Source organism: Lentzea flaviverrucosa, from assembly GCF_003350445.1.
GTDB lineage: Bacteria > Actinomycetota > Actinomycetes > Mycobacteriales > Pseudonocardiaceae > Lentzea > Lentzea californiensis.
Map to the genome: position 1 here is coordinate 15,268 of NZ_QQAU01000021.1, position 23,214 is coordinate 38,481.

The 23,214-nt window shown below is 69.2% G+C and carries 27 protein-coding genes; 13 read left to right on the forward strand and 14 right to left on the reverse strand.

The genetic code is table 11. The features are described from left to right. Positions 1–20: 20 nt before the first annotated feature. A complete protein-coding gene (locus tag DFR72_RS42185; protein WP_090073425.1) occupies positions 21–791 on the reverse strand; it encodes a DUF3159 domain-containing protein in 771 nt (256 codons plus the stop codon). Beyond that, positions 788–1,168: an OB-fold nucleic acid binding domain-containing protein gene (locus DFR72_RS42190; protein WP_030474780.1), complete on the reverse strand. Its 381-nt coding sequence runs from the start codon at positions 1,166–1,168 to the stop codon at positions 788–790. Before DFR72_RS42190 ends, DFR72_RS42185 begins: the two co-directional genes overlap by 4 nt. 69 nt (positions 1,169–1,237) lie before the next feature. Between DFR72_RS42190 and DFR72_RS42195 the strand changes: the two genes are divergently transcribed. Beyond that, positions 1,238–1,894, forward strand: coding sequence for an alpha/beta fold hydrolase (locus tag DFR72_RS42195; protein ID WP_090073423.1), 657 nt, complete (start codon positions 1,238–1,240; stop codon positions 1,892–1,894). Here the strand turns inward: DFR72_RS42195 and DFR72_RS42200 are convergent. Together DFR72_RS42200 and dut are read right to left on the reverse strand one after the other, a co-directional pair. After that, positions 1,891–2,508, reverse strand: a complete 618-nt coding sequence (locus DFR72_RS42200) for a DUF3710 domain-containing protein (protein WP_090073421.1) — start codon at positions 2,506–2,508, stop codon at positions 1,891–1,893. The two genes, DFR72_RS42195 and DFR72_RS42200, sit on opposite strands and share 4 nt — an antisense overlap. Before the next feature lie 4 nt (positions 2,509–2,512). After that, the gene (gene dut / locus DFR72_RS42205) at positions 2,513–2,986 is read right to left on the reverse strand and encodes a dUTP diphosphatase (protein WP_090073420.1); all 474 of its coding nucleotides are present in this window, start codon (positions 2,984–2,986) and stop codon (positions 2,513–2,515) included. Between the two features lie 24 nt (positions 2,987–3,010). Here dut and DFR72_RS42210 point away from each other — a divergent pair, with 24 nt between their 5' ends. Beyond that, positions 3,011–3,472 carry a DUF3093 domain-containing protein gene (locus DFR72_RS42210; RefSeq protein ID WP_245983915.1) on the forward strand — a complete coding sequence of 154 codons (462 nt, stop codon included), beginning with the start codon at positions 3,011–3,013 and terminating at the stop codon, positions 3,470–3,472. Positions 3,473–3,535: 63 nt separating this feature from the next. On the opposite strand, the gene DFR72_RS42215 is transcribed toward DFR72_RS42210, so the two are convergent. Then, a complete protein-coding gene (locus DFR72_RS42215) occupies positions 3,536–3,835 on the reverse strand; it encodes a DUF4193 domain-containing protein (RefSeq protein WP_030474775.1) in 300 nt (99 codons plus the stop codon). Between the two features lie 420 nt (positions 3,836–4,255). On the opposite strand from DFR72_RS42215, the gene cei reads away from it, so the two are divergent. After that, positions 4,256–4,972, forward strand: coding sequence for an envelope integrity protein Cei (cei, locus tag DFR72_RS42220; protein ID WP_256240785.1), 717 nt, complete (start codon positions 4,256–4,258; stop codon positions 4,970–4,972). Between the two features lie 388 nt (positions 4,973–5,360). Here cei and DFR72_RS42225 read toward each other — a convergent pair whose 3' ends face one another. Further along, positions 5,361–6,155, reverse strand: coding sequence for an inositol monophosphatase family protein (locus DFR72_RS42225; RefSeq protein WP_090073416.1), 795 nt, complete (start codon positions 6,153–6,155; stop codon positions 5,361–5,363). 117 nt (positions 6,156–6,272) lie between these two features. On the opposite strand from DFR72_RS42225, the gene ppgK reads away from it, so the two are divergent. From ppgK to DFR72_RS42245, 4 genes are all read left to right on the forward strand, one after another. Next, positions 6,273–7,034, forward strand: a complete 762-nt coding sequence (ppgK, locus tag DFR72_RS42230) for a polyphosphate--glucose phosphotransferase (RefSeq protein WP_090073414.1) — start codon at positions 6,273–6,275, stop codon at positions 7,032–7,034. Between the two features lie 218 nt (positions 7,035–7,252). Beyond that, a complete protein-coding gene (locus DFR72_RS42235; protein WP_090073412.1) occupies positions 7,253–8,569 on the forward strand; it encodes an RNA polymerase sigma factor in 1,317 nt (438 codons plus the stop codon). A 149-nt stretch (positions 8,570–8,718) separates the two neighbouring features. After that, positions 8,719–9,261: a helix-turn-helix domain-containing protein gene (locus tag DFR72_RS42240; protein ID WP_143087004.1), complete on the forward strand. Its 543-nt coding sequence runs from the start codon at positions 8,719–8,721 to the stop codon at positions 9,259–9,261. Positions 9,262–9,678: 417 nt separating this feature from the next. Next, positions 9,679–9,858, forward strand: a complete 180-nt coding sequence (locus tag DFR72_RS42245; protein ID WP_030464836.1) for a DUF7455 domain-containing protein — start codon at positions 9,679–9,681, stop codon at positions 9,856–9,858. 61 nt (positions 9,859–9,919) lie between these two features. Here the strand turns inward: DFR72_RS42245 and DFR72_RS42250 are convergent, their stop codons facing one another. The 4 genes from DFR72_RS42250 to DFR72_RS42265 all read right to left on the reverse strand — a co-directional run bounded on the left by DFR72_RS42250 (position 9,920) and on the right by DFR72_RS42265 (position 14,509). Next, entirely contained in the window at positions 9,920–11,074 is a 1,155-nt protein-coding gene (locus tag DFR72_RS42250; protein WP_090073409.1) for an ROK family transcriptional regulator, read from the reverse strand. A gap of 4 nt (positions 11,075–11,078) precedes the next feature. Continuing rightward, positions 11,079–12,509 (reverse strand): sugar ABC transporter permease, encoded by a 1,431-nt coding sequence (locus tag DFR72_RS42255; protein ID WP_090073510.1) that lies wholly within the window; start codon positions 12,507–12,509, stop codon positions 11,079–11,081. Between the two features lie 23 nt (positions 12,510–12,532). Further along, positions 12,533–13,306, reverse strand: a complete 774-nt coding sequence (locus DFR72_RS42260; RefSeq protein ID WP_090073407.1) for an ATP-binding cassette domain-containing protein — start codon at positions 13,304–13,306, stop codon at positions 12,533–12,535. A gap of 78 nt (positions 13,307–13,384) precedes the next feature. Then, entirely contained in the window at positions 13,385–14,509 is a 1,125-nt protein-coding gene (locus tag DFR72_RS42265) for a sugar ABC transporter substrate-binding protein (protein WP_090073405.1), read from the reverse strand. A 246-nt stretch (positions 14,510–14,755) separates the two neighbouring features. Between DFR72_RS42265 and DFR72_RS42270 the strand changes: the two genes are divergently transcribed. Both DFR72_RS42270 and DFR72_RS47635 read left to right on the forward strand, forming a co-directional pair. After that, entirely contained in the window at positions 14,756–15,352 is a 597-nt protein-coding gene (locus tag DFR72_RS42270; protein WP_245983920.1) for a class I SAM-dependent methyltransferase, read from the forward strand. A 66-nt stretch (positions 15,353–15,418) separates the two neighbouring features. Next, positions 15,419–15,544, forward strand: coding sequence for a hypothetical protein (locus tag DFR72_RS47635; RefSeq protein WP_256240768.1), 126 nt, complete (start codon positions 15,419–15,421; stop codon positions 15,542–15,544). Between the two features lie 17 nt (positions 15,545–15,561). Here DFR72_RS47635 and DFR72_RS42275 read toward each other — a convergent pair whose 3' ends face one another. After that, positions 15,562–17,247 carry a DEAD/DEAH box helicase gene (locus DFR72_RS42275; RefSeq protein WP_245983958.1) on the reverse strand — a complete coding sequence of 562 codons (1,686 nt, stop codon included), beginning with the start codon at positions 17,245–17,247 and terminating at the stop codon, positions 15,562–15,564. Between the two features lie 156 nt (positions 17,248–17,403). On the opposite strand from DFR72_RS42275, the gene DFR72_RS42280 reads away from it, so the two are divergent. Further along, complete coding sequence (locus DFR72_RS42280) at positions 17,404–18,492, forward strand: YihY/virulence factor BrkB family protein (protein WP_245983922.1); 1,089 nt, start codon at positions 17,404–17,406, stop codon at positions 18,490–18,492. Here DFR72_RS42280 and DFR72_RS42285 read toward each other — a convergent pair. Together DFR72_RS42285 and DFR72_RS42290 are read right to left on the reverse strand one after the other, a co-directional pair. Further along, positions 18,489–19,010 carry an SMI1/KNR4 family protein gene (locus tag DFR72_RS42285; RefSeq protein WP_170176658.1) on the reverse strand — a complete coding sequence of 174 codons (522 nt, stop codon included), beginning with the start codon at positions 19,008–19,010 and terminating at the stop codon, positions 18,489–18,491. The two genes, DFR72_RS42280 and DFR72_RS42285, sit on opposite strands and share 4 nt — an antisense overlap. 86 nt (positions 19,011–19,096) lie before the next feature. Next, positions 19,097–19,348, reverse strand: a complete 252-nt coding sequence (locus tag DFR72_RS42290) for a DUF3039 domain-containing protein (RefSeq protein ID WP_090006425.1) — start codon at positions 19,346–19,348, stop codon at positions 19,097–19,099. 31 nt (positions 19,349–19,379) lie between these two features. On the opposite strand from DFR72_RS42290, the gene DFR72_RS42295 reads away from it, so the two are divergent. Together DFR72_RS42295 and DFR72_RS42300 are read left to right on the forward strand one after the other, a co-directional pair. Further along, entirely contained in the window at positions 19,380–20,270 is an 891-nt protein-coding gene (locus DFR72_RS42295) for a pseudouridine-5'-phosphate glycosidase (RefSeq protein ID WP_090073396.1), read from the forward strand. Beyond that, positions 20,267–21,145: a carbohydrate kinase family protein gene (locus tag DFR72_RS42300; RefSeq protein WP_090073394.1), complete on the forward strand. Its 879-nt coding sequence runs from the start codon at positions 20,267–20,269 to the stop codon at positions 21,143–21,145. Before DFR72_RS42295 ends, DFR72_RS42300 begins: the two co-directional genes overlap by 4 nt. Before the next feature lie 176 nt (positions 21,146–21,321). Here DFR72_RS42300 and DFR72_RS42305 read toward each other — a convergent pair whose 3' ends face one another. Continuing rightward, the gene (locus DFR72_RS42305; protein ID WP_090073392.1) at positions 21,322–21,660 is read right to left on the reverse strand and encodes a DUF3099 domain-containing protein; all 339 of its coding nucleotides are present in this window, start codon (positions 21,658–21,660) and stop codon (positions 21,322–21,324) included. Between the two features lie 69 nt (positions 21,661–21,729). Between DFR72_RS42305 and DFR72_RS42310 the strand changes: the two genes are divergently transcribed. Next, positions 21,730–23,214 (forward strand): PucR family transcriptional regulator, encoded by a 1,485-nt coding sequence (locus DFR72_RS42310; protein ID WP_090073390.1) that lies wholly within the window; start codon positions 21,730–21,732, stop codon positions 23,212–23,214.

Below are 23,214 nucleotides of genomic sequence, written 5' to 3' on the forward strand. Positions count from 1 at the left end.
GGCCGCGAAGGTGGAGCGGGTCAGTCTCTGGACTTGTCGCGGGACTCGGCGTCGACGACGCGCTTGAGTTCGTCCATGTCCGGCGTGAGCAGGTCGTCGGCCGTGCGTGCGAGCACTGCCTCCGTCGCTGCTTCGGCATCCGCCTTGGCCTTGGCCTCGGCGGCTTCCTCGGCCGCCTTGAGGCGCTTGTCCGCGCGGCGGACCGCCCAGACGGTGGCGAGGAGGGCGATGGCCATCAGCGGGTAGCCCATGCCGAGGCGGGCGACGGCGAGCCAGCCGACCTGGTCCTCGTCGTAGAGCCAGCGCTGGACCACGAAGCGGGCGAAGAACACCAGGGCCCACACGAAGGTCGCGATGTCGTAGTCGCGGACCGAGGCCTTGTCGTCGCGCCAGGAGCGGTCTCTGCCGTTGAGGAACGTCCAGATCACGCCGGCGAGCGGCCGGCGCACGATGATCGACAGCAGGAAGGCGCTGCCGTACACGACGCTCTGCCAGATGCCGAAGAGGAAGAAACCCTTGGCTTCGCCTGTCTTGTACGCGATGAACGCCGCGATGCCCACGCCGAAGACGGCGGAGATCGCGGGCTGGATGGTGCCCTTGCGCACGGCCAGGACCACGCCGATGACGACGGCGGCGGCGAGCGAGCTGATGATCGCGGCCATCAGGTTCTTGGTCGTGAAGTTGACGATCACGAAGACGAGCACGGGCAGCGACGAGTAGAGCATTCCGCTCACGCCGCCCATCTGCTCGAGGACGGTGGGCTGCTTTTCTTCGGTCTTGACTGAAGTCATGAAGCGTTCTGCAACTCGTAATAGGGGTTGTAGAGCACCTTGCGCCCGTCGCGCACGGCGATGCGGCCTCGGGCCTTGATCGTCCGACCAGGCTCGATTCCCGCGATGCGACGGCGGCCGAGCCAGACGAGGGTGACGCCCTCGGTGCCGTCGTAGAGCTCGGCTTCCAGGGTGGCGGCCGCGTCCCGCGGGCAGAGCTCCACACTGCGGAGCCTTCCGAGGACGGTGACCTCCTCACCGGACTTGCAGTCGCAGGCCTTCACCGCGCCGACGGCCTCCGCTTTTCGCGACAGGTCGTCCGCGTCGAGCTCGGTCACGTCGCTGGTCAAGCGACGTACCAAGCGGCGCCAATAGCCGCTCATCCCCGACTCCTGCATTGCTCAGGTGGCCCCGTGGTGTGGACCGTCTGACAGTGAGGGTACGCACGGGCGACGACAATCCCGGGCGTGCCTGCCGAGACTGTGCTCCTCCTGCCCGGAACCGCCTCTGACGAGGTGTTCGTCCGTTCTGTGTTCACCGAGCCGTTGTCGCAGGTCGGTGCCGTTCTCAGCGCACCACGTGTCCGCACACTCGGTGAACGGTTGACGGCCCTCGAAAATGCCCCGGCAAGCCACCCGATCGTGGTGGGTGGTGTCTCGCTGGGCGCGCACGTCGCCGCGCGGTGGGCGGTGGCCAACCCGGACCGGTGCGCGGGCCTGGTCCTGGCGCTCCCGGCGTGGACCGGCGCCCCGGACGAGGCACCGGCGGCGCTCGCGGCCAAGGTGAGCGCCCAGATCGTCAGGACCCAGGGCGTCACGACGGCGCTCGCCGGCACGACCGGCTGGCTGCGCGACGAACTGACGAGGGCCTGGCACGGCTACGGCGACCAGCTCGTGCCGCACCTCGAAGAAGCCGCCGAGTCGCTCGCTCCGACGCTCGAGGAGCTGAAGTCGCTGGACGTGCCGACGGGCATCGTCGGGTGCACCGATGACCCGGTGCACCCGATCGCAGTCGCGCGGGCATGGGCAGAAGCCATCCCACGCGCCGTGCTCGTCACAACGACGTTGGACGCCTACCCGCACGCGTTGGGGCGTGCGGTGCAGGCGTGGCAGCAGGCGCGTTAGCCCTGCTGTTGCTGGATGTGCCGGGCGATCGCTTCCGGCAACTCGACCGGCAGCGGGGTCCGAGGCGGCATCGGCTGCTCTCCACGCACGACCACCGTGCCGCGCAACATCTCGCGCAGCGCCTGCGAGTTCTGCTCGAAGTGCTCTTCGGGACCGGCCGCGACACCGCGCAGCATCCAGCGCGGGCCGTCGACGCCGACGAAGAGGATCTGCACGCCCTGATTGCGCGCGGTGATCTCCTCGCCCCACTCGCCGTTCTCGCGGTTGATGCGGGCGCCGTCCTCCTTGAGGCCGTCGATCAGCTCGGCGCCGACCTCCCGCCACAGGCCGCCCGACTTCGGCGCGGCGAACGCGCTGACCGTCAGCTGGCCGACGGACGTGAGGACGTGCACGGCGCGCACGGAGCCGTTCTGCTGGTCCATCTCGACCTGCAGCTGGGCCTCGTCCGGCATCGGGATCAGCACCGATCCCAGGTCGAGCCGCTCCACGTCGTCCTGGGGAGCGACCGTCGAGTCCCACGGGCCCTCGACGTCGTCGAAGACCTCGTCGTGCTCGGGACCGGTCTCGACCGCCCCCGAGGAGTGACGACCGCGCTTGCGGCGCCTTCCGAACATGCCCCTACCCCTCCGCCTTCATCCGGGCGAGCACCACGTGCCCACCGGTCGAGCCATAGCCTCCCGCACCGCGTTCCGTCTCCGGCAACTCGGTCACCTCCCGGAACACCGCGCGCTCGACGCGTTGCACGACGAGCTGGGCGATCCGGTCCCCACGTGACAGCGCGATCGGCTCACGGAGATCATGGTTCACGAGGCAAACGCGGATCTCACCGCGGTAGCCGGAGTCGATCGTGCCGGGTGTGTTCACCACGCTCAGCCCGACCCTCGCGGCCAGGCCCGACCGGGGGTGGACGAAGCCCGCGAACCCGTCGGGCAGCGCGATGGCGACACCGGTGCCGACCACGGCGCGCTCTCCTGGTGGAATGACCACGTCCGACGTGGTGACCAGATCCGCCCCCGCGTCGCCGTAGCGGGCGTAGGCGGGCACGGGAACCCCCGGATCGAGCCGGGTCAGCAACACCTCGACGCTGGACACGGCGGCCGAGATTACCCTGACGACGTGAGTGAGACTGCCGTGACCGCCACTACGACCTTCCGCGAACGCCTGTACGTGACGTGGTGGATCTGGCCGCTGCCGCTGCTCGCGGCCGCGTTGCTGGCCGCCGAGGTGCACATGGGCTTCCCCGGCGTCAGGTCCTGGCTGCCGTACGTGATCCTGCTGCCGCTGACGGCCGTCCTGATCGCGAAGATGGGGTCCACGAAGGTGGAGGTCGCCGACGGCGAGCTGCGCGCGGGTGACGCGCACATCCCGCTGGAGCTGCTCGGCGACGTCGAGGTCATCGCCCCCGAGGACCGCCGCCGGGCCATGGGCCGCGAGCTCGACCCCGCGGCGTTCGTCGTGCACCGGGGCTGGGTCAAGCCGCTCGTGCGGGTGCGCGTGACCGACCCGGAGGACCCGACGCCCTACTGGGTGATCAGCACGCGCCGGCCGGACGAGCTCGCCGCCGCGATCAAGTCCTGAGAAAACACAACTGGGCGCCACCCGCGAGGGTGAGCGCCCAGTTCTTTCTTCGGCGGACTGAACTCAGGCGCAGTCCCGGCAGATGTACGTGCCGCCGTTGTCCTCGGCGAGCCTGCTGCGGTGGTGCACCAGGAAGCACTTCGAGCACGTGAACTCGTCGGCCTGCTTGGGCAGGACCTTGAACGTGAGCTCCTCACCGGACAGGTCGGCGCCCGGAAGCTCGAAGTTCTCCGCGCTCGCGTCCTCGTCGACGTCCACGACGCCGGACTGCGTCTCGTTCCGCCGGGCTTTCAACTCCTCGAGGGAGTCCTCAGCGAGTTCGTCCGCCTCGCTGCGACGCGGCGCGTCGTAGTCGGTCGCCATCTTCTTCACCCCTGCGGTCTACGGAGACTGTTCGTGTCGCTGGTTAACGCTCCAGCGACCTCTTTTGTGCCCCACGTCAAGGTGACGTAGGTCTCGCACACCCGGCGGGCAAGCCAACCCCCTTGACGTGACCGTCGGCTTGATCGAAATGTGTGCGGAGCGCGCAGAGGGTAGCTCATTGCCCGAGTGCCTCGACATCGGGTTACCCCTTACCGACCGGACGGGTGACACAACCTTTCTACGCTGGACCGATACCCTGTGCGGGAGCACGTGTGCTCCGGCGTGCAACCTGACGCCGGGCCGGTACCGTCCTGACTGTGAGCAATCGGGGCGGTGCAGTGGGTCACGCCCGTCAGGGCGCACATCAGCCGGGTTGGGCCTAGGCTGATCTCAGGGACGGATCACGGGGAGGGCTCGATCGTGGGATCCGCATCGGGAAGCTTGACGCCTTACAAGAGGCGTCGGCCCGTGCCCGCGCTCGTCCTGTTCGCGGTGCTGTTGGTCAGTTCCGTGTTCGTGTGGGTGAAGGTGCTCGGCAACGCGAGCGACGTGGACGCGGCCATCAAGTGCAACGCGCCCGGCAACGTCGCGTCATCGGTGAGCGCCGCCGCGGATCCGGCCGCGGCCTCGACGCCGCAGGCCCCGCCGCTGGGCACCGTCCTGGAGCACGACGCGCTGGACCGCACGAACCCGGTGCCGGTCGGCGAGGTCAACTTCAAGGTCGTCAACGCCTCGACGCAGCGCAACCACGCGAAGGCCGTCGCGACGATGTTCACCGAACTGGGCCTCAAGCAGGCGGCCGAACCCGGCAACGACGCGATCTATCCGGCGGGCGACATGACCTGCCGCGGCCAGATCCGCTTCGGCGCGCCCGGCGCGTCGGCGGCCAGGACGCTGTCGCTGCTGGAACCGTGCCTGGAACTCGTGCGCGACGACCGCCAGGACGCCACCGTCGACATCGCGGTGGGCAAGAAGTTCGACGAGGTCAAGCCGAACAGCAACGCGCGCAAGATCCTCGACCAGCTCAGCGAGTGGGCGGCGCAGCAGCCGGAGCAGCAGGGTGGCCAGGTCGCCGCGGTCGCCCCGCCGACGCTCAACGCCGACAACCTGGTCGGCGCACGCGACGTGACCTGCTGACTTCCTGCTGGATCGCGCGCTACTTGCGCGCATGAGGGCTTTCTGAAGCCGGCCCCGCCGCACCACCCACGTCACCGGCAACGCGTCGTGACCGTTCCCGGAAGACCGGCGCGGTCGGTGAAGCTCGTCGACATCGACGGCCCGTTCCGCGCCGGGGAACTGGACGGGATCCGGACACATCAGGTCCGGCCAGCGGGTCATGCCCAACGATTACGACATCGAACGCGCTAGGTCGTCAACACTGCTGTCAACGTTGACGGGCTCCTCGATCAACGTTGATTCGACGTTGATTCGGAGCCGACCCCCAGCACCCTTGTGCAAAAGACGTTTGCGGACGACCGCGAACGTCTTTTGCACAACCACTACATTAGCGCTCTGACCTGCGGATTCAGACCTTGCCGTAGCCGGACTCGACGAGCGCGCTGTGCATGGCGTCGGCGATGCCGGGTGCGGCGGCGAACGTCGCGTCCTCCCCCAGTTCGGGCGACGACCCCGGCAGCCGCACGACCGCGCCGGCCTCCGCGGCGATCAGCCCGCCGGCCGCCCAGTCCCACCGGCCGAGGCCGTGCTCGGTGTAGGCGTCGAGCCGCCCGGCCGCCACCGAGCAGAGGTCGAGCGACGCCGCACCGGCCCGGCGCAGGTCGCGCACCCGAGCCGCCATCCGCGCCCAGGCGTCGGCCTGGCGCTGGCGCCGCTCTGGCCGGTAGGCGAACCCGTACCCCAGCAGAGACAGGGACAGGTCGGTCGTCGCGGAGACGCGCAACGGCGAACCGTCCAGGAACGAGCCGTAGCCGCGTGCGGCGGTCCACATGCGGCCGGTGGCGGGCTCGAACACCGCGCCCGCGACGGACTCGCCGTCGAACTGTGCGGCGATCGACACCGAGTACCAGGGGATTCCGTAGAGGTAGTTGACGGTGCCGTCGATGGGGTCGACGACCCAGGTCAGTCCCTCGACGACGGAACCTCCTTCTTCTTCGCCGAGCACGGGCTCGCCGGGGCGCAACTCGGACAGACGCGTCCGGACGAGTTGTTCTGAGGCGCGGTCCGCTGCGGTCACCACGTCCGTCGAGGTGCTCTTGGTGTCGAACGAGACGACGGCGGAAGCACGCATGCGCTGAACAAGTGCACCCGCCTCACGTCCGATGGCCGTCGCGATGTCGACGAGTGGCCGGGGATCGAACACGACCGGTTCCCTCCTGCGTCACTAGCACGGGACTATCGGACGACGTCAGGCTAATGTCTGCGCACCACAGGTGTACTGAATCGAAGCAAGCAGGATCTAGTAGGAAGGACCACGGGGATGGGCATCACCCGCGGGTTCGGTGTGGACATCGGCGGCTCCGGCGTCAAGGGCGGCCTGGTCGACCTCGAGGCAGGAGCACTGGACGGCGAACGCTTGCGGATCCCCACGCCCCAGCCTTCGACACCGGAGGCGGTGGCGGAGGTGGTCGCGGAGATCGTCGAGAAGTTCCAGTGGGACGGCCCGGTCGGCGTCACGCTGCCGTGTGTGGTGAAGCACGGGGTCGCCCTCAGCGCCGCGAACGTGGACAAGGGCTGGATCAACTGCGACGCCCAGCAGCTCTTCGCCGCGCGCCTCAAGCGCAAGCCCGAGGACATCGTGGTGATGAACGACGCGGACGCGGCCGGCATCGCGGAGATGTCGTTCGGCGCGGGCGTGGGCAAGAACGGCACCGTGGTCCTGCTGACGTTCGGCACGGGTATCGGCAGTGCGGTGTTCCTCGACGGCAAGCTCGTCCCGAACACCGAGTTCGGCCACCTCCAGGTCGACGGGCACGACGCGGAAACGCGCGCGGCCGCCTCCGTGAAGGAGGAGAAGGACCTGTCCTGGGAGGAGTGGACGCCCAGGGTCACGCGGTACATCAACGTGCTCGAGGACCTCATCTGGCCCGACCTGGTCATCGCGGGTGGCGGTGTGAGCAAGAAGGCGCACAAGTGGTTGCCGTTGCTCAAGGTCCGCACCGAAGTGGTCGCCGCCGCGCTGAAGAACGACGCCGGCATCGTGGGCGCGGCGTGGGCCGCCGCGCACGGCGTCAGGCCTTGACGAGCGTTCGACACCGAAACGTGTCCGACTCGATCTAGCTGCGGGAACGCAGGTGAGAGCGCCTCGAAGCACCTCGGGGCGCAACACCGCGTCACGGACGTCGTTACAATGGAACGCACACCCGCCAAGCAAGATCGGCGGGGAGATCCCCCGAACTCTGGCGACCGAGGTTTCGCGCCCTCCGGTTTGCCTTGAACGACCGTCGCGAAAGGGCGTACGTGGCAGCCGCAGAAACCGCAACCCGACGCTCCAGCTCCGCCGCGAGCGCCGCCAAGACCACCAAGGCGACCGCGGCCGGCGAGGCCGAGGAGAAGCCGAAGCGCAAGACGACCGCTGCGGCAGCGAAGAAGCCCGCAGCCGGCGCCAAGGCCCCGCGCAAGACGGCCGGCAAGGCCGATCCTGCCGCGAAGGGCACCGCCAAGAAGGACGGCGACGACCCCGAGGACATCGAAGGCGCTCCTGGCGCCGAGGACTTGGTCGAGGACGTCGAGATCGTCGACGAGCCCGTCGTGGACGAGCCCGAGGAGGCGGAGGACACCAACAAGGGTGACTTCGTCTGGGACGAGGAGGAGTCCGAGGCCCTGCGCCAGGCGCGCAAGGACGCGGAGCTCACCGCCTCGGCCGACTCGGTCCGCGCCTACCTCAAGCAGATCGGCAAGGTCGCCCTCCTCAACGCCGAGGAGGAGGTCGAGCTCGCCAAGCGCATCGAGGCGGGTCTCTACGCCGCCGAGCGCGTGCGCCGTTCCGAGGAGGAAGCGGAGAAGCTCACGCCGCAGCTGCGCCGTGACCTGCGCTGGATCGTCCGTGACGGGGAGCGCGCCAAGAACCACCTGCTCGAGGCGAACCTCCGCCTCGTCGTGTCGCTGGCCAAGCGCTACACCGGCCGTGGCATGGCGTTCCTGGACCTGATCCAGGAGGGCAACCTGGGTCTGATCCGCGCGGTCGAGAAGTTCGACTACACCAAGGGCTACAAGTTCTCCACGTACGCCACCTGGTGGATCCGTCAGGCGATCACCCGCGCGATGGCCGACCAGGCCCGCACCATCCGCATCCCGGTGCACATGGTCGAGGTCATCAACAAGCTCGGTCGCATCCAGCGCGAACTGCTCCAGGACCTGGGCCGCGAGCCCACCCCGGAGGAGCTCGCGAAGGAAATGGACATCACGCCCGAGAAGGTGCTGGAGATCCAGCAGTACGCGCGTGAGCCCATCTCGCTGGACCAGACGATCGGCGACGAGGGCGACAGCCAGCTCGGTGACTTCATCGAGGACTCCGAGGCAGTCGTCGCGGTCGACGCGGTCTCGTTCACGCTGCTGCAGGACCAGCTGCAGTCCGTGCTCGCGACGCTGTCCGAGCGCGAGGCGGGCGTCGTCCGGTTGCGCTTCGGTCTCACCGACGGCCAGCCGCGCACCCTGGACGAGATCGGCCAGGTCTACGGCGTCACGCGTGAGCGCATCCGCCAGATCGAGTCCAAGACGATGTCGAAGCTGCGTCACCCGTCGCGTTCGCAGGTTCTGCGCGACTACCTCGACTAGGTCTTACCCAGTCATACGCAGACAGCCCCGCACCGGTTCGGTGCGGGGCTGTTCTGTTTTCGGAAAATGAGTACCCCTGTACTCATGCGCCCTCTGCCCGTCCCCGGCCAGCATCGGTTCCGGACAACGGAACGAGGGGGCGGGAGAACGTGGGCAGATCGGTACTCGAAGGGGCTTTCTCACTGCTGGAAGAGCTGATGGACGAGGGCGAGCTGGGGCTCACGCAACTCGCTGTCCGCTGCGAGATGCCGAAGACGACGGTGCACCGCCTGCTGGAGCAGATGGAGTTTCTCGGCGCGGTGGAGAACGTGCGCGGCCGCTACCGCATCGGTGCGCAGATGTTCCGGTTCGGGCAGGCCTGGGAACCTGCTCCGGGCGTCCTGCGGGTGGCGCGGCAGCCGTTGCGGGCGCTGTCCGCGACGATCAGGACGTCGGCGATCCTCACGGTGCCGCGCCTCGACCGGGTGCTCGTCGCGGCGGCGAGCATCGTGCGGGCCGAGGACGTGACCCGTTTGCGGCCGGGGGCGACGGTGCCGGCGGGCATGGAGTTCGTCAGCGCACCGGTGCGCACGCCGTCCAGCAGCGTCATCGGGACCGTCTCCGCGGTCCTCGACAACGGCCGCAGCGCCACGGCTCTGAGCGGGGCCGTGGGGCACGCCGCACGAGCGATCAGCGCAGCCCTGGCGAGCTGATCGGACGGTCCGGAACAAGCATTCGGCCGGGATTTCGATCACGGTTCCGCGTCCGAATCGTGGGACGTTCGTGACCTGTTCGCGGAGGGCGGACAAGGGCAACCGATATCACACTCCCGGCCGCACGCAACCGACCGAATGGCCCGAACACACTGCTCCACCAGCGGGTTTCCGGTCGCTCAGCGTGCATGTCAAGACGGTGAACCGGTGGCGAACGCAGGTGTGATCGTGCTGCAGGCGGGTAAATCGCATAGTGACGCGAGTCGCCACGTACACGGGAACACTGACTATCGCCGAAACGTCTGTCAGAGTGGAGCCAGCGAGCACCGCGCACCGGCCAGGGGCGCTGTGGTCGCAGCTTGGTAAGAGGGCACCGAAACACACCGTTTCCGGTGCTGGGACGGAGGGAGATCCATCATGACTGCAGCACTCACCCGCCCCGAGTTGACCGCTGCCGACCGCTGCGACCGCTGCGGGGCTGCTGCCCAGGTTCGCGCCGTTCTCCCGTCCGGGGGCGAGCTGCTGTTCTGCGGGCACCACTCCCGCGCACACAGCGAAAAGCTGCGCGAGCTCGCTGCTGAAATTCAGCAGGGCTGACTTCCACCCCACCTAGCCGCTCGGGGCGGAGATCCTTCTGGGTCTCCGCCCCCTTCGCTTTCTAGATGGCGTCCAGGACGGGCTCGAAGGCGAGCTCAGCCGCTCCGACGAGCTTCGCGTCACGGCCCAGGGGTGATGTCACGACCTGGGTCCCGCCGACCGCGCGGGAGACGAGACTGCGCACCTGCACGGCGGAGCTGACCGAGTCGACGACGGACGCCGGCAGTGCGGTGTAGAGGTCGCCGAGCACGACCATCTCCGGGCCGAGGACGTTGACGATGTTCGCGAGCCCCAGTGCGAGCCAGCCGGCGAACTCGTCGAGCACCGACGGGTCGTCCAACGCCCGCAGCGCGGCGACGACGGCGCCACGCGGAGCGTCGTCGGGAAGGCCCAGCGCCCGGCACAGCGCCGGTTCGCCCACCTCGGTCTCCCAGCAGCCGTCGCAGCCGCAGTAGCACCGCCGGCCGCGCGGGTTGACCACCATGTGCCCGAGTTCGCCGACGTAACCGCCGGAGCCGCGCAACGGCTGCCCGGACAGGATCACTCCCCCGCCGACGCCGACGTCCGCGGAGATGTAGACCATGTCCGAGGACGAACGGGCCGCGCCGCGCACGTGCTCGGCCAGAGCACCTAGTTCCGCGTCGTTGCCGACCTGGACCGGCAGCTTCAGCACTGCCTCCAGGCGTTTGCCGAGCGCGACACCGGTCCAGTGCAGGTTGGGTGCCTCGTGGACGTGCCCGTCGGCGCGGCGCACGACGCCGGGCACCGAGACCCCCACCCCGACGGCGGTGGCGTCGAGGTCGTCGGCCATGAGGCGCGCCGACTCGACGATGTGCGTGATGACCTCCCCCGGATCACGTGTCCGGTGCAGGTTCCAGCTGTCCCGTCCGAGGATCTCCCCGCCGAGGCCGACGAACCCCATCGCGACGTGCTCGACGCGCACGTCGATCGCGATGACGACGGCGGCGTTCGGCTGGGGCAGCACGAGCAGGGACGGGCGGCCCGCTCCGCTGCGCAGAGCGGGCACGCGTTCGGCGACGACACCGGCTTCGGCGAGGCCGTCCACCAGGGCCTTGATCGTGCTGCGGTTGAGGCCGAGCTCAGCCGCGAGCGACGCCCTGGTGGACGGTCCGTCGATGTGCAGGCGGCGCAGCAGCGCCGTCCTGTTGTGCCTGCGGATCTCGTCGGGACGAGTGCCGGACGTGGGGCCGGTCACCGCGTCATCGAGCCGCGGTGGCCGCCCGGCGGCGGGACAACGCGTCGACGCTCGCGGCGAGCAGCAGGACGAGACCGGTCACCATGAACACGACGGCGGAGGGCTGCTTGAGCAGGCCCATGCCGTTCGCGATGACCGCCAGCACCGCACCACCGATGACGGCGTCACGCAGCCGGCCCTTGCCGCCGAACAGCGACGTGCCACCGATGACGGCCGCGCCGACTGACATCAGCAGGGTGTTGCCGCCACCGGCGTTCGGGTCGACGGAGCCGACCTTGGAGGAGTAGACGATGGCGCCGATCGCCGCCGCCGAGGAGGCGATCACGAAGACGCTCATCCGGATCTTCTCCACGTTGATGCCTGCGCGGCGCGCGGCCTCCTTGTTGCCGCCGACCGCGTAGAGGTGACGGCCGTAGCTGGTGCGGTCGAGCACGAACGTGCCGATCACCAGCAGGACGAGCACCAGCGGCACGACGTACGGCACGCCCGCGATCACCACGAGGGTGCTGGGCGACCGGTTCTGCGTCAGTGCGAACGTGGCGACCGCGGCCAGCAGCGCGAGGCCGCCGATCTTGGTCAGCACCAGCGCGGTCGGCTGGGCGACGAGTCCCTTGCGCAGCCGCGTGAAGTGCCGGTTGAGCACGAGGGCCGCGTAGCCGCCGACCGCGACCACGCACAGGATCCACGACCCGGCGGTGCCGATGTTGCCGTTGGCGACCTGGAAGATCGTGTCGTCACGCAGGCCGAGCGTGCCGCCCTGGCCGATGAACTGCAGCACCACACCGCTCCACACGAGGAACAGTGCCAGGGTCACGACGAACGACGGGATGCCGATCTTCGCGACCAGGTAGCCGGTGATGCAGCCGATCGACGCGCCGACGCAGATCGCCAGCAGCATGCCGATCCACGCGTTCGCGGGCACGCCGAGCAGAGCGATGACCAGCGCGATGCCGGACAGCACGGCGCCGGTCCACAGGCGCATCAGCAGCGAGAGGCCGACCGCGAGGACCAGCCAGCCGCAGAAGACGTAGAAGACCCCGTCGCCCATGCCACCGAGCAGGTTGCCGCCGTGGATCAGGTCCAGCGCCATCACCGAGGCCGTCACGCCGGACGCGGTGCCGGCGGACAGGTCGATCTCGCCGAGCAGCAGCACGAACACCAGGCCCATCGCGATGATGGTGATGCTGGCGCCCTGCTGGAGCAGGTTGGCGAGGTTGCCGAGGGTGAAGAACGAGTCGGACAGCGAGCTGAACACGATGAGCAGCACGATCAGTCCGAGCAGAGCGGGCAGTGAGCCGAGCTCGCCACCGCGGACGCTGGACCAGTAGTCCCTGATGGCTTCGCTGGTGGAACGGGAGGTCGTGTCGATGCCGAAGTCGGAGATGGCGCCCTGCTGGGCAGCCTCCGACTCGTGCGTTTCGGTGGTGTCGGTCATGCTGTTCGCCTCTTCGGTACTCATCAGATCGTCGCCGCCTCGGGGCGGGCGATGCCCAGGTCACCGGAACGGCCGGCGGTGATCAGCTCGACCACCTGTCCGTGAGTGACGTCCTTGGTCGACACGACGGCGGCCATGCGGCCGAGGTAGAGGCACGCGATCTTGTCGGCGACCTCGAACACATCGTTCATGTTGTGGCTGATCAGGACGACGCCCAAGCCCTGCTCCGCGAGACGGCGGACCAGGTCGAGGACCTGGCGCGTCTGCGCGACGCCGAGTGCGGCGGTGGGTTCGTCGAGCAGCACGACCTTGCTGTTCCACAGCACGGCCTTGGCGATCGCCACGGTCTGGCGCTGACCGCCGGACAACGACGACACCTGCGTGCGCACCGACTTGACCGTGCGCACGGACAGCGACGCCAGGGTCTTGCGCGCAGCCTGCTCCATGTCCGACTCGTCGAGCAGGCCGCCCTTGGTGCGCTCGCGGCCGAGGAACATGTTCTGGACGATGTCGAGGTTGTCGGCCAGAGCGAGGTCCTGGTAGACGACCTCGATCCCGAGCTCGGCGGCCTCACGCGGGCCCTTGATGTGGACCGGCTGGCCCTCGAAGAGGACCTCACCCGAGTCTGTCGGGTGGATGCCCGCGATGCACTTGACCAGCGTCGACTTGCCCGCGCCGTTGTCGCCGACGAGGGCGGTGACCTCGCCGGGGTTGACGTCGAGGTCAATGTCGTGCAGGACGTGCACGGGACCGAAGCTCTTGTTGATGCCGCGCAGCTCGAGAATCGGCTCGCTCACTGGGGTTTCCTCCGTGGTTACCACGCGGCGAGAGGCGGGGTGCGTCAGACGCGCACCCCGCCTTCACCGCGAGCGGTGTTACTTGATGCCGAGCTCGGTGCAGGCAGCCTGGGTGTCGGCCACGCAGATCTCCGACGCCTTGACGAAGCCGGCGTCCACGACGGTCTTGACCTTGTCCTTGGTGATCAGCTGGGACGTGAGCAGCACGGACTTGACGTCGCGGTTGCCCTTGGTGTCCTTGGTGACGCCAGAGGCCAGCTTGTCGGCGCCGGCGGTGTCGCCCTTGGCCAGCAGACCGGCCAGCTTGGCGGCGGCCTCGGCCTCTTCCTTGATCGGCTTGAACACCGTCATGTACTGGTCGCCGCGGAGCACGGCCTGCAGGCCGTCCGGGGTGGCGTCCTGACCGGTGACCGGAACCTTGCCGTTGAGGCCGACCTTCTTGAGGACCGTGATCACAGCGCCGGCGAGGCCGTCGTTGGCGGCGACGACGCCGTCAACCTTGCCGCCGTTGCCGGTCAGGATCTGCTCGAAGACCTGGCCACCCTTCTGGTTGTCCCAGTCGTCGATCGGCTGCGACTGGACGAGCTTGAGCTTGCCCGAGTCGTACAGCGGCTTGAGGATCTTCTTCTGGCCGTCCGCGAAGAGGGTCGCGTTGTTGTCCGTCGGCGCGCCCTCGATCTCGATGACGTTGGCGCCCTGCGGCTTGTCCTTGAGCGCGTCGGCCAGACCCTGGCCCTGCAGCTCGCCGACCTTCACGTTGTCGAACGACACGTAGTAGGACGAGGTGCCACCGGTGTTCAGGCGGTCGTAGTCGATGACCTGAATGCCCTGGGCCTGCGCCTTCTTGGCGACGGAGGCACCGACCTCGCTGTTGGGCGTGGCGATGATCAGGACCTTGACGCCGTTGTTGATCATGCCGTCGGCGAGGGTGCTGAACTTCTGGACGTCGCCCTGGGCGTTCTGGATGTCAGGGTCGAGACCTTCGGCCTTCAGAGCCGCCTCGAGGAGGGGCTTGTCGAAGCCCTCCCAGCGGGCGGAGGTCTTGGTCTCGGGCAGGATCACGCCGACCTTCGCGCCCGTGCCGCTGCCAGTGTTCGATTCAGTGCTTCCACCGGTGCCGGAGGAGGTGTTGGCGCCGCATGCCGAGACTGCCAGGGCGAGGCCCGCGGTCACGGCGATGGAAGCGAGAGTCTTGCTGCGCATCCGCCATCCCTTTCACTGCGCTGTGTCACAGAGAATGTTGTGGCGCACAACGTATGCCTGACATATGCGTGACCGGAACCACACTGGATCGATTAAGTCGCAACGATGCGGTAACCCTGGCGAAATCTGGTCACTGAGAGTTGTGAGAGCGTTACCACCGCGCTACAGATTTCAGCGTCGATGTATCGGACGCCGCTCGCGGCGGACGCTCACCCGTCACCTCCCGGACATCCCTAGGTTGGGTGCATGACCGTCTACAAGGAAGCCGCCGAAAGACTGGCGAACTCGTTCGGTGCCGAGGCGGCCCGCTACGACCGCACCCGGCCCGCCTATCCCGGCGAGCTGATCGCGAAGATCGTCGCCGCCACTCCCGGGCCGCGGGTCGCCGAGGTCGGCTGCGGCACCGGCGTGCTCTCGCGGCAACTTCAGGCAGCCGGACTGGACGTGCTGGGGGTGGAGCACGACGAGCGGATGGCCGGGTTCGCCCGCGGCACGGGCGTCACCGTCGAGGCGGCGAAGTTCGAGACCTGGGATCCGGCCGGTCGCGAGTTCGACGCCGTCGTCGCCGGGCAGTCCTGGCACTGGGTCGACGCCGAGGCGGGCTTGGCGCAGGCCGCGCGGGTACTGCGGCCCGGCGGGGTGTTCGTGGCGCTCTGGCACGTGTTCGGGACGCCGGAACCGATCTCCGAGGCCTTCGCCGCCGCCTACGACAAGGTGGCGCCGCAGATGCCGCACCGCGTCGGTCACTCCTACGACGAGGCGTTCAAGGCCTACCAGGAGCGCTGCGTGCGCACGGCCGGCGAGTTCGCCGGCACGGGCGAGTTCTCCGGCGCCGAGCAGTAGTCAGCCGACTGGGAGCGGAGCTTCACAACAGCCGAGTTCCTCGACCTCACGCTCACCATGAGCCCGATGTCCATGCTCAGCGCGGAGCAGACCACCGAGCTCATGTCCGACGTCGGCAGAGCGATCGACGCGATCGGCGGCGGGTTCACCATGCGCTACAGCACGCTCGCCGTCGCCGTCACGCGCGACTGACACCTCGGACACCGGCTCTACCAGGAGCGCAGCGTCGAGATCCGTTCTTCGAGCTGCTCGATGGTGGCCATCGCGGTCGGCGGCCCGCCGCAGTACTCGCGCAGCTGGTTGTGGATCTTGCCGTGCGGCTTCTTCGTGCGGTGGTGGTGCATCGCGACGAGGGTGTTGAGCTCCTTGCGCAGCGACGTGAGGCGTTCCTGCACGCCCACGGGCCGTGCCTCGCGCACCGCGACCTCGGGCTTGGGGCGCTTGGCGGCGATCGCCATCTGCTCCTCCTGCCGCTGCAGCAGCAGGGTGCGCACCTGGTCCGGTTCGAGCAGCCCCGGCAGGCCCAGGTACTCCTGCTCCTCGTCGGAGCCCGCGAGGGTCGGGGCGCCGAACGACGAGCCGTCGTAGATCACCTGGTCGAGCTCGGCGGTGGTGCCCAGCGCGGTGAATGCGCGTTCGTCCTCGCCGGGTTCGTCCTTGACCGCGTTGGCCGCGGCCATCAGCTCGTCGTCCCAGCCGTCCTTCTCGCGGTGCGGCTTGCCCAGGACGTGGTCGCGCTCGGCCTCCAACTCGGACGCGAGCGCCAGCAGCACCGGCACCGACGGCAGGAACACCGAGGCGGTCTCGCCGGGCTTCCGGTTGCGCACGAAGCGGCCGATGGCCTGGGCGAAGAACAACGGCGTCGACGACGACGTCGCGTACACGCCGACCGCGAGCCGCGGCACGTCGACGCCCTCGGACACCATGCGGACGGCGATCATCCAGCGCTCGTTCGTCGCGGCGAACTCGGCGATCTTGCCGGACGCCTTCGGGTCGTCCGAGAGGACGAGCGTCGGGATGTGGCCCGTGACGCGCTGGAGCACCTGTGCGTAGGCCTTCGCGACGGTCTGGTCGGTCGCGATCACCAGGCCGCCCGCGTCGGGCAGGCCGTTCTCGCGCTTCTGCGTGAGTCTTTGGTCGGCGGCACGCAGGACGGACGCCACCCAGTCGCCGGCCGGGTCCAGCGCGGTGCGCCACGCCCGCGCGGTCTGCTCCTGGGTCAGCGGCTCGCCCAGGCGCGCGGTGAACTCCTCGCCCGCACTGGTCCGCCACGACGCCTCACCCGAGTACGCCAGGAAGAGCACGGGCCGCACCACGCCGTCGCGCAGCGCGTCGGAGTACCCGTACGTGTGATCGGCCTTGGACGTCTTGAAGCCGCCCGAACCCTCTTCGTAGGTGACGAACGGGATCGGCGAGTCGTCCGAGCGGAACGGCGTGCCGGTGAGGCACAGACGACGCACCGCGGGCGTGAACGCCTCACGGATCGCATCACCCCACGACTTGGCATCACCGCCGTGGTGCACCTCGTCGAGCAGCACGAGCGTCTTGCGGTTCTCGGTGCGCACCCGGTGCAGCGTCGGATGGGCGGCGACCTGCGCGTACGTCACGGCCACACCGTGGTAGTCGCGGGAGGTCATCGCGTTGGTGTTGCGGAAGTTCGAGTCGATGTGGATGCCCTGCTCGGCAGCCGCCTTCGCCCACTGGTGCTTGAGGTGCTCGGTGGGCGTGACGATCGTGACGGCCTCGATCGTCCTGTCGGCCAGCAACTCGGCGGCGACGCGGAGCCCGAAGGTCGTCTTGCCCGCTCCGGGCGTCGCGACGGCGAGGAAATCCTTGGGTTTGACGGCGAGGTACTTGGTCAGCGCGCGCCGCTGCCATGCCCGCAGCGGTCGCATTGCTGCTGTCGCTGTCACAGACGTGTTTCTCCTCATTTATGCAGGTCAAACATGGCAATACCCTCAGGCAGACCGTGGCCGAGGGCACTGCGACTCTACCTGTTCCGAGCGTCGATGCCGCGAAACGTGGCGGTATGCACCATGCTTGTCACTGCGATGGGTTCGCCTTCCGACAACGACGCACGCAGGTCCGGCCGCAAGGGGCCGCTGCGTCTACTCGCGCGCACGTTGTCGAAGGCGTGGCAGGGCAACATCTTCTCAGAAGCCGCCGAAGCCGCGTTCTGGCAGACGCTGTCGTTCCCTCCGCTGCTGCTCGGAGTGCTGGGCTCGATGGGCTGGATCGGCACCTGGTTCGGCCCCGAGATCGTCCTCTCCGTGCAGGAGAAGATCATCGGGTTCACCCGGACGATCTTCAGCGCGGACGTCGTCAACGGCGTGATCCAGCCGACCGTCGCGGAGATCCTGTCGACCGGCAAGGGCGAGATCGTCTCCATCGGCTTCCTGATCTCGCTGTGGGCGGGGTCGTCGGCCATGTCGTCGTTCGTCGACGCGATCACGGTCGCCCACGGCCAGTACGGCGTGCGCAACGAGGTGTGGCAACGGTTCTTCGCGTTGCTGCTCTACTTGGTGTCACTGGTCGCGCTGGTGATCGGCCTGCCGGTGCTGGCGCTGGGCCCGGACATCCTGCCGGAGCTCTTCCCGGCGTCCTGGCAGCCGTACATCGCGACGTGGGTCGGCCGGTTCTACTACCCCGGCGTGGCGCTGCTGCTGGTGCTCTCGCTGTCGATGCTCTACAAGGTCGCGCTGCCGCGAAGACTGCCGTACCACCGTGTGCTGCCCGGCGCGATCCTCGCGATGGCGTTCTTCATCCTGTCGTCCATCGGCCTGCGCCTGTACATCCAGTGGATCACCACCACCGGCTACACCTACGGCGCGCTGGCGACGCCGATCGCGTTCCTGCTGTTCGTGTTCTTCATCGGCCTGGCGATCACGATCGGCGCGTACTTCAACAGCGCCGTCCAGGACATGTGGCCGGCCCGGATGACCCGCCGCCAGCGCCGCCGCTGGCGCAGGCTCGAGATGGAGCGCGCGGCGTCCCGCATCCGATCCGAGGAGAACGCGCCCAAGCAGGAGGACGACAACACGGGCTACTCGGCGCCCTCTCCCGCGGACACGCAGCTCACGACGCCGCTGAAGATCCAGGAGCAGCGGTCGCACAGCGAGGAAGAGAAGCAGCGGGGCTAGTCCGCCGTCACCTCGTAGTCCTCATCTGGAAAATCTTCCGTGAGGAGCGGGCACACGATGTCCCTGCGCAGAATTCCGGTGAGGAAGCTCAGCATCGTTCCCTCGTACGTCCACCACTCGTGGACGGTCGTGACCACCACCGGCCACTCGTCCGGCTCGCCCGTCATGAGCCAGCAGAGGAAGTCGTTGTTGTCGGTGACTCCCCAGGGAAGCAGGCCGCCGGGCTCGGGGTACAGCGGGTGCGGCACCGCCCTGGGGACGTCCACCCGCAGCTTTCGCCAGTTGCCGAGCGTCTGCTCCGCGAACTCCAGCAGGTCGAACTCGTCGTCCTTCTCGCTCACGACGTGGAAGACCGCCATGAAGTCGTCGACGGACAAGCCGGGGTAGTTCTCGGCCAGCACCCTGTAGTCGGCGGGCAGCGCGGTGCCGAGCCGGGACTCGACCGCGGGCCAGTCCACCGCGGGCGCCGGCTTCCCGACGTCCCCCAGCACCGCCCGCCACGCAGCAAGAAGATCCACGCCGTTCCTCACGTCGACCCGAGACAGCAGCGCCCGCCGCCTCGAGTCAGCTCAAGGCGGCGGGCGCCGTGAGGCTCTGGGTGCGACTAGTCGCCGTCGCCGCCGGGCGGGAGGTTCTCGTAGATCTTCTTGCAGTCCGGGCACACCGGCGAACCGGGCTTCGGCGACCGCGTGACCGGGAAGACCTCGCCACACAGCGCGACCACGTGCGTGCCCATCACGGCGCTCTCGGCGATCTTCGCCTTGCGCACGTAGTGGAACATCTTCGGCGTGTCGTCCGAAGACTGGTCGGTCTCATCCGGCCGTACGTCGACCTCGGGAAGAGTCTGGGTGCTCACGCGCCCAGGGTACCTGGGATGATGCCCACTCGTGACCACGCTGCACATCGCTGAAGAAGTTGCCACCGCACTGGCCGAGAACCGGCCGGTCGTCGCTCTCGAGAGCACCATCCTGTCCCACGGCCTGCCCGCGCCGCGCAACCTGACGGTCGCCGCACGCCTGGAGAAGGTGGTGCGGGAGGCCGGTGCGGTCCCCGCGACGATCGCCGTGCTCGACGGCGTGCCGCGCATCGGTCTCTCCTCGTCCGAGCTCGACCGGGTCTGCAACGCGGGCGACCTCGTGAAGCTCTCGCTGCGCGACCTCGGCCCCGCCTACGCCCTGGGACGCAGCGGCGCGACGACCGTGGCCTCCACGACGGCCCTGGCCCACCAGGCGGGCATCCGCGTGTTCGGGACCGGCGGTCTCGGCGGCGTGCACCGCGGCGCGCGCGAGACGTGGGACGTGTCCGCCGACCTCGACGTGGTGGCGACGACGCCGGTGCTGATCGTCTGCTCGGGTGTGAAGTCGATCCTGGACATGGGCGCGACCCTGGAGGTCTTCGAGACCCGTTCGGTGCCGGTCGTCGGCTACCGGACCTCGCGCTTCCCGGCCTTCTACCGCCGCGAGTCGGAGTTCGACCTGTCGTGGCGGGTCGACACCGCCGCCGAGGCCGCGGCCGTGTTCGCGGCCGGTGGTCGCGGCATGGTCCTGGCCAACCCGATCCCCGCCGCCTTCGAGATGGACGCCGCCCTGCACGACCGCCTGCTCGCCGAAGGCCTGCAGAAGCTCGTCGACCAGGACGTGCGCGGCAAGGACGTCACCCCCGTCCTGCTGGAGCACTTCCACACCGCGAGCGCCGGCGTCAGCCTCGACGCCAACGAGGAGCTCGTCGTCAGCAACGTCTCCGTGGCCGCCGCTGTCGCCGTCGAGCTGTTCCAGTGAGGCCGGTGGTCGTGGTCGGTGACGCGGGCCTCGACGTGGTGGCCCGCCACGCCGGTCCCATCGCCCACGGTGGCGACGTCCGCGCCAAGGTCACCATCGAGCCGGGTGGCGCGGGCGCCAACACGGCGGTCTGGCTCGCGGCCTGCGGCGCCTCGCCGGTCCTGGTGGCCCGCGTGGGCGCCGACTCGGCCGGCCGCCAGGTCCACGCCGAACTGACCACGGCGGGCGTCCAGTGCGCCTTCGCGGTCGACCAGGACCTGGCGACCTGCTGCGTGGTCGTCCTCGTCGACGAGGACGGTCAGCGCTCGATGCTCCCCGACCGCGGCGCAAACGCTCGCTTCTCCCCCGCCGACCTCGCCCCGGGCCTGCTCACCGAGCCCCACGGCCACCTGCACCTGTCCGGCTACGTCCTGCTCGACGCCACCTCACGCCCCGCCGGCCTGGCCGTGCTCGAGGCCGCCCGTGCCGCGGGCTGGACGACGTCCGTGGACCCCCAGGCAGCCGTCCTGATCCACTCGCCCGAGGCGTTCCTGGCGGACGTGCGCGGCGTCGACTTCCTGCTGCCCAACGCCGACGAACTCCTCGCCCTCACCGGCTCCTCGGAGCCGTCGTCGGCGAAGTCGCTGCTCTCGCACGTCGGCGCTGTGGTGGTGACCTCGGGCCCCGATGGTGCGTCCTGGGTCGACGCCGACGAGCTGATTTCGGTCCCCGCTGAAGTTACCGAGTGCATCGACTCGACGGGTGCCGGCGACGCCTTCGACGCGGGCTTCCTCGCGGCTTGGCTGTCCGGTGCGTCGAAGCGCGACGCTCTCCTCGGCGGCGTCCGCGCGGGCTCTCGCGCGGTCAGCGTCGTGGGCGCCCAACCCCCTCGCTAGCTCTCCGGCTGAACCGATATATCAGTTCTCGGCTGATATATCGGTTGCCCGCACGCCTGGCATGACCGCTTTCCCGCCCACCGGATGCAAAAACGTTTGCGGTCGACGGCAAAAGACTCATTGCGAAGGCACGAGCGGCGTCGGACCGGTGTGCGATTTCGAGCAGGTTCGGACGGTCAGCCGTCGATGACGGTGGTGCTCTTCGGGGCGATGGCGCGGCGCTCGACCTCGTAGCGGTTGGCCTTCTCGGTCTTACGCGGCGGCCGGTCGTTCGCGATCAGCACGGCCATCCACGGCAGCGGCACGGACAGCACGATGAAGAACAGGGCCAGCCACCAGGTGTGGGCGAACAGCGCCGCGAGGATGAGGCACGGGAAGCGCAGGCTCATCATGATCGCGTACTTCCGGCGCCGGGCGGCGTGCTGCTGTTCGTAGGAAGGAGCCGCCTCGGTGATCAACACCGGGGTGTCGGTCCGGTCGGGACTGCTCACGACACCACCTCGTCCAACTTCCATCGGCTACGCCTCCATAGTCCCACGTCCGAGTGACGCCGGGGACGCCCGGTTGGCGGTTAACATCCGCGGGTGGTCGCCCTTGATCGCCTCGTGGACGTGCTCGGCAGCCTCGGCACGCACCTGGCCTGCGCGCCGAGGGGGCGCGACGCCGAACTCCGCGGGGTCGCCCTGCACGATCCGGCCGAGAACACGCCGGCGGCCGCGGGGGACGTGCTTCTCGGGCTGGGTACGCCGTCGGTAGCGGCGGCGGTGCGGCTCGTGGCGTCCACGGTGGCGTCCGCGGTGGTCCTGCACGGCAAGCCGCCGCTCGACGAGCGGGTGGTCGCCGCGGCCAAGAAGTCCGGTGCGGCCGTGTTGCTCGTGGACCCTTCCGTGCCGTGGAGTCAGCTTGCGAACGTCACGCAGACGCTGGTCAACGGCGGTACGCGGACCGGGGACCTGTTCGGGCTGGCCGACGTGATCGCGGGCGTCGTGGGCGGGCCGGTGACGATCGAGGACCAGCAGTCCCGCGTGCTCGCGTACTCCTACCGGCAGGAGGACGTCGACCCCGTGCGGGTGCAGACCATCCTCGGGCGGCGGGTGCCGGAGGAGGCCCGGCGGGCGCTGGACGAGTTCGGCGTGTTCACGCACCTCGCGTCTTCGGACGAGCCGATCTTCGTGCCCAAGCTGACCCCGCAGCTGGGCAACCGGCTCGTCGCCGCGGTGCGGGCGGGCCGTGAGCTGCTGGGGTCGGTGTGGGTCGAGGTGACGGGACCGGTGGACGCCGCTCGAAGTGCCGCGTTGGTCGACGGCGCGCGCACGGCGGCGTTGCACCTGTTGCGGTCGCGGGCGTCGACGGACCTCGAGCGCCAGGCCGAGGCCGATCTGGTGATCAGGCTGCTCGACCAGCCCGAGTCCGCGGACGTCGCGCGCCTCGGGCTGCCGTCCGCCGATCTGCGGGTGATCGCGGTGCAGGCCCACGCGGGCGAGGGCGAGCACGGTGCGGCGGTGCTCGCGTTCCAGCGGGCCACCGCCGGCTTCGGCTGGTCGCGGCCTGGGCGCAGCGCGTTGTTCGGCAACGTCCTCTACACCGTCATCCCGGCCGCCGACGACGCCGTCGCGTGGGTGCGCTCGCTGGTGCGCGAACTGCCCGCCGAGGCGACGGTGCTGGCGGGCATCGGGGGGCCGGCCGAGGCGACGCAGCTGCCGACGTCACGGCAGGAGGCGGACGAATGCCTCGCGCTTTCGACCGGTGTACCGGTTGTGTACGACGACGCGTGGGCGCAGGTGCTGCTGCACCGGCTCGCCGCCGTCGCCGAGGCTGGACGGCTGCCGACCCGCGGGCCGATATCCACCATAGTGCGGCACGACGCCGAGAACGGGACGCAGTACGCCACGACGTTGAGGGCGTGGCTGGCGGCCCAGGGGGACGTGCGGGCGGCGGCCAGGGATCTCAAGGTGCACCCGAACACGTTGCGGTACCGCATGCAGAAGATGTCCGAGGTGACGCCACTCCCCCTCGACGACCCCGACCAGCGTCTCGCGATGGCCATCGCCCTCCAGATCACGCGGTGA

Coding starts and splice junctions, on each gene's coding strand:
- DFR72_RS42185 (WP_090073425.1), bottom strand. CDS start 791: ATGACTTCAGTCAAGACCGAAGAAAAGCAGCCCACCGTCCTCGAGCAG.
- DFR72_RS42190 (WP_030474780.1), bottom strand. CDS start 1,168: ATGCAGGAGTCGGGGATGAGCGGCTATTGGCGCCGCTTGGTACGTCGC.
- DFR72_RS42200 (WP_090073421.1), bottom strand. CDS start 2,508: ATGTTCGGAAGGCGCCGCAAGCGCGGTCGTCACTCCTCGGGGGCGGTC.
- DFR72_RS42215 (WP_030474775.1), bottom strand. CDS start 3,835: ATGGCGACCGACTACGACGCGCCGCGTCGCAGCGAGGCGGACGAACTC.
- ppgK (WP_090073414.1), top strand. CDS start 6,273: ATGGGCATCACCCGCGGGTTCGGTGTGGACATCGGCGGCTCCGGCGTC.
- DFR72_RS42245 (WP_030464836.1), top strand. CDS start 9,679: ATGACTGCAGCACTCACCCGCCCCGAGTTGACCGCTGCCGACCGCTGC.
- DFR72_RS42255 (WP_090073510.1), bottom strand. CDS start 12,509: ATGACCGACACCACCGAAACGCACGAGTCGGAGGCTGCCCAGCAGGGC.
- DFR72_RS42265 (WP_090073405.1), bottom strand. CDS start 14,509: ATGCGCAGCAAGACTCTCGCTTCCATCGCCGTGACCGCGGGCCTCGCC.
- DFR72_RS42270 (WP_245983920.1), top strand. CDS start 14,756: ATGACCGTCTACAAGGAAGCCGCCGAAAGACTGGCGAACTCGTTCGGT.
- DFR72_RS47635 (WP_256240768.1), top strand. CDS start 15,419: ATGTCCATGCTCAGCGCGGAGCAGACCACCGAGCTCATGTCCGACGTC.
- DFR72_RS42275 (WP_245983958.1), bottom strand. CDS start 17,247: ATGCGACCGCTGCGGGCATGGCAGCGGCGCGCGCTGACCAAGTACCTC.
- DFR72_RS42280 (WP_245983922.1), top strand. CDS start 17,404: ATGGGTTCGCCTTCCGACAACGACGCACGCAGGTCCGGCCGCAAGGGG.
- DFR72_RS42305 (WP_090073392.1), bottom strand. CDS start 21,660: ATGGAAGTTGGACGAGGTGGTGTCGTGAGCAGTCCCGACCGGACCGAC.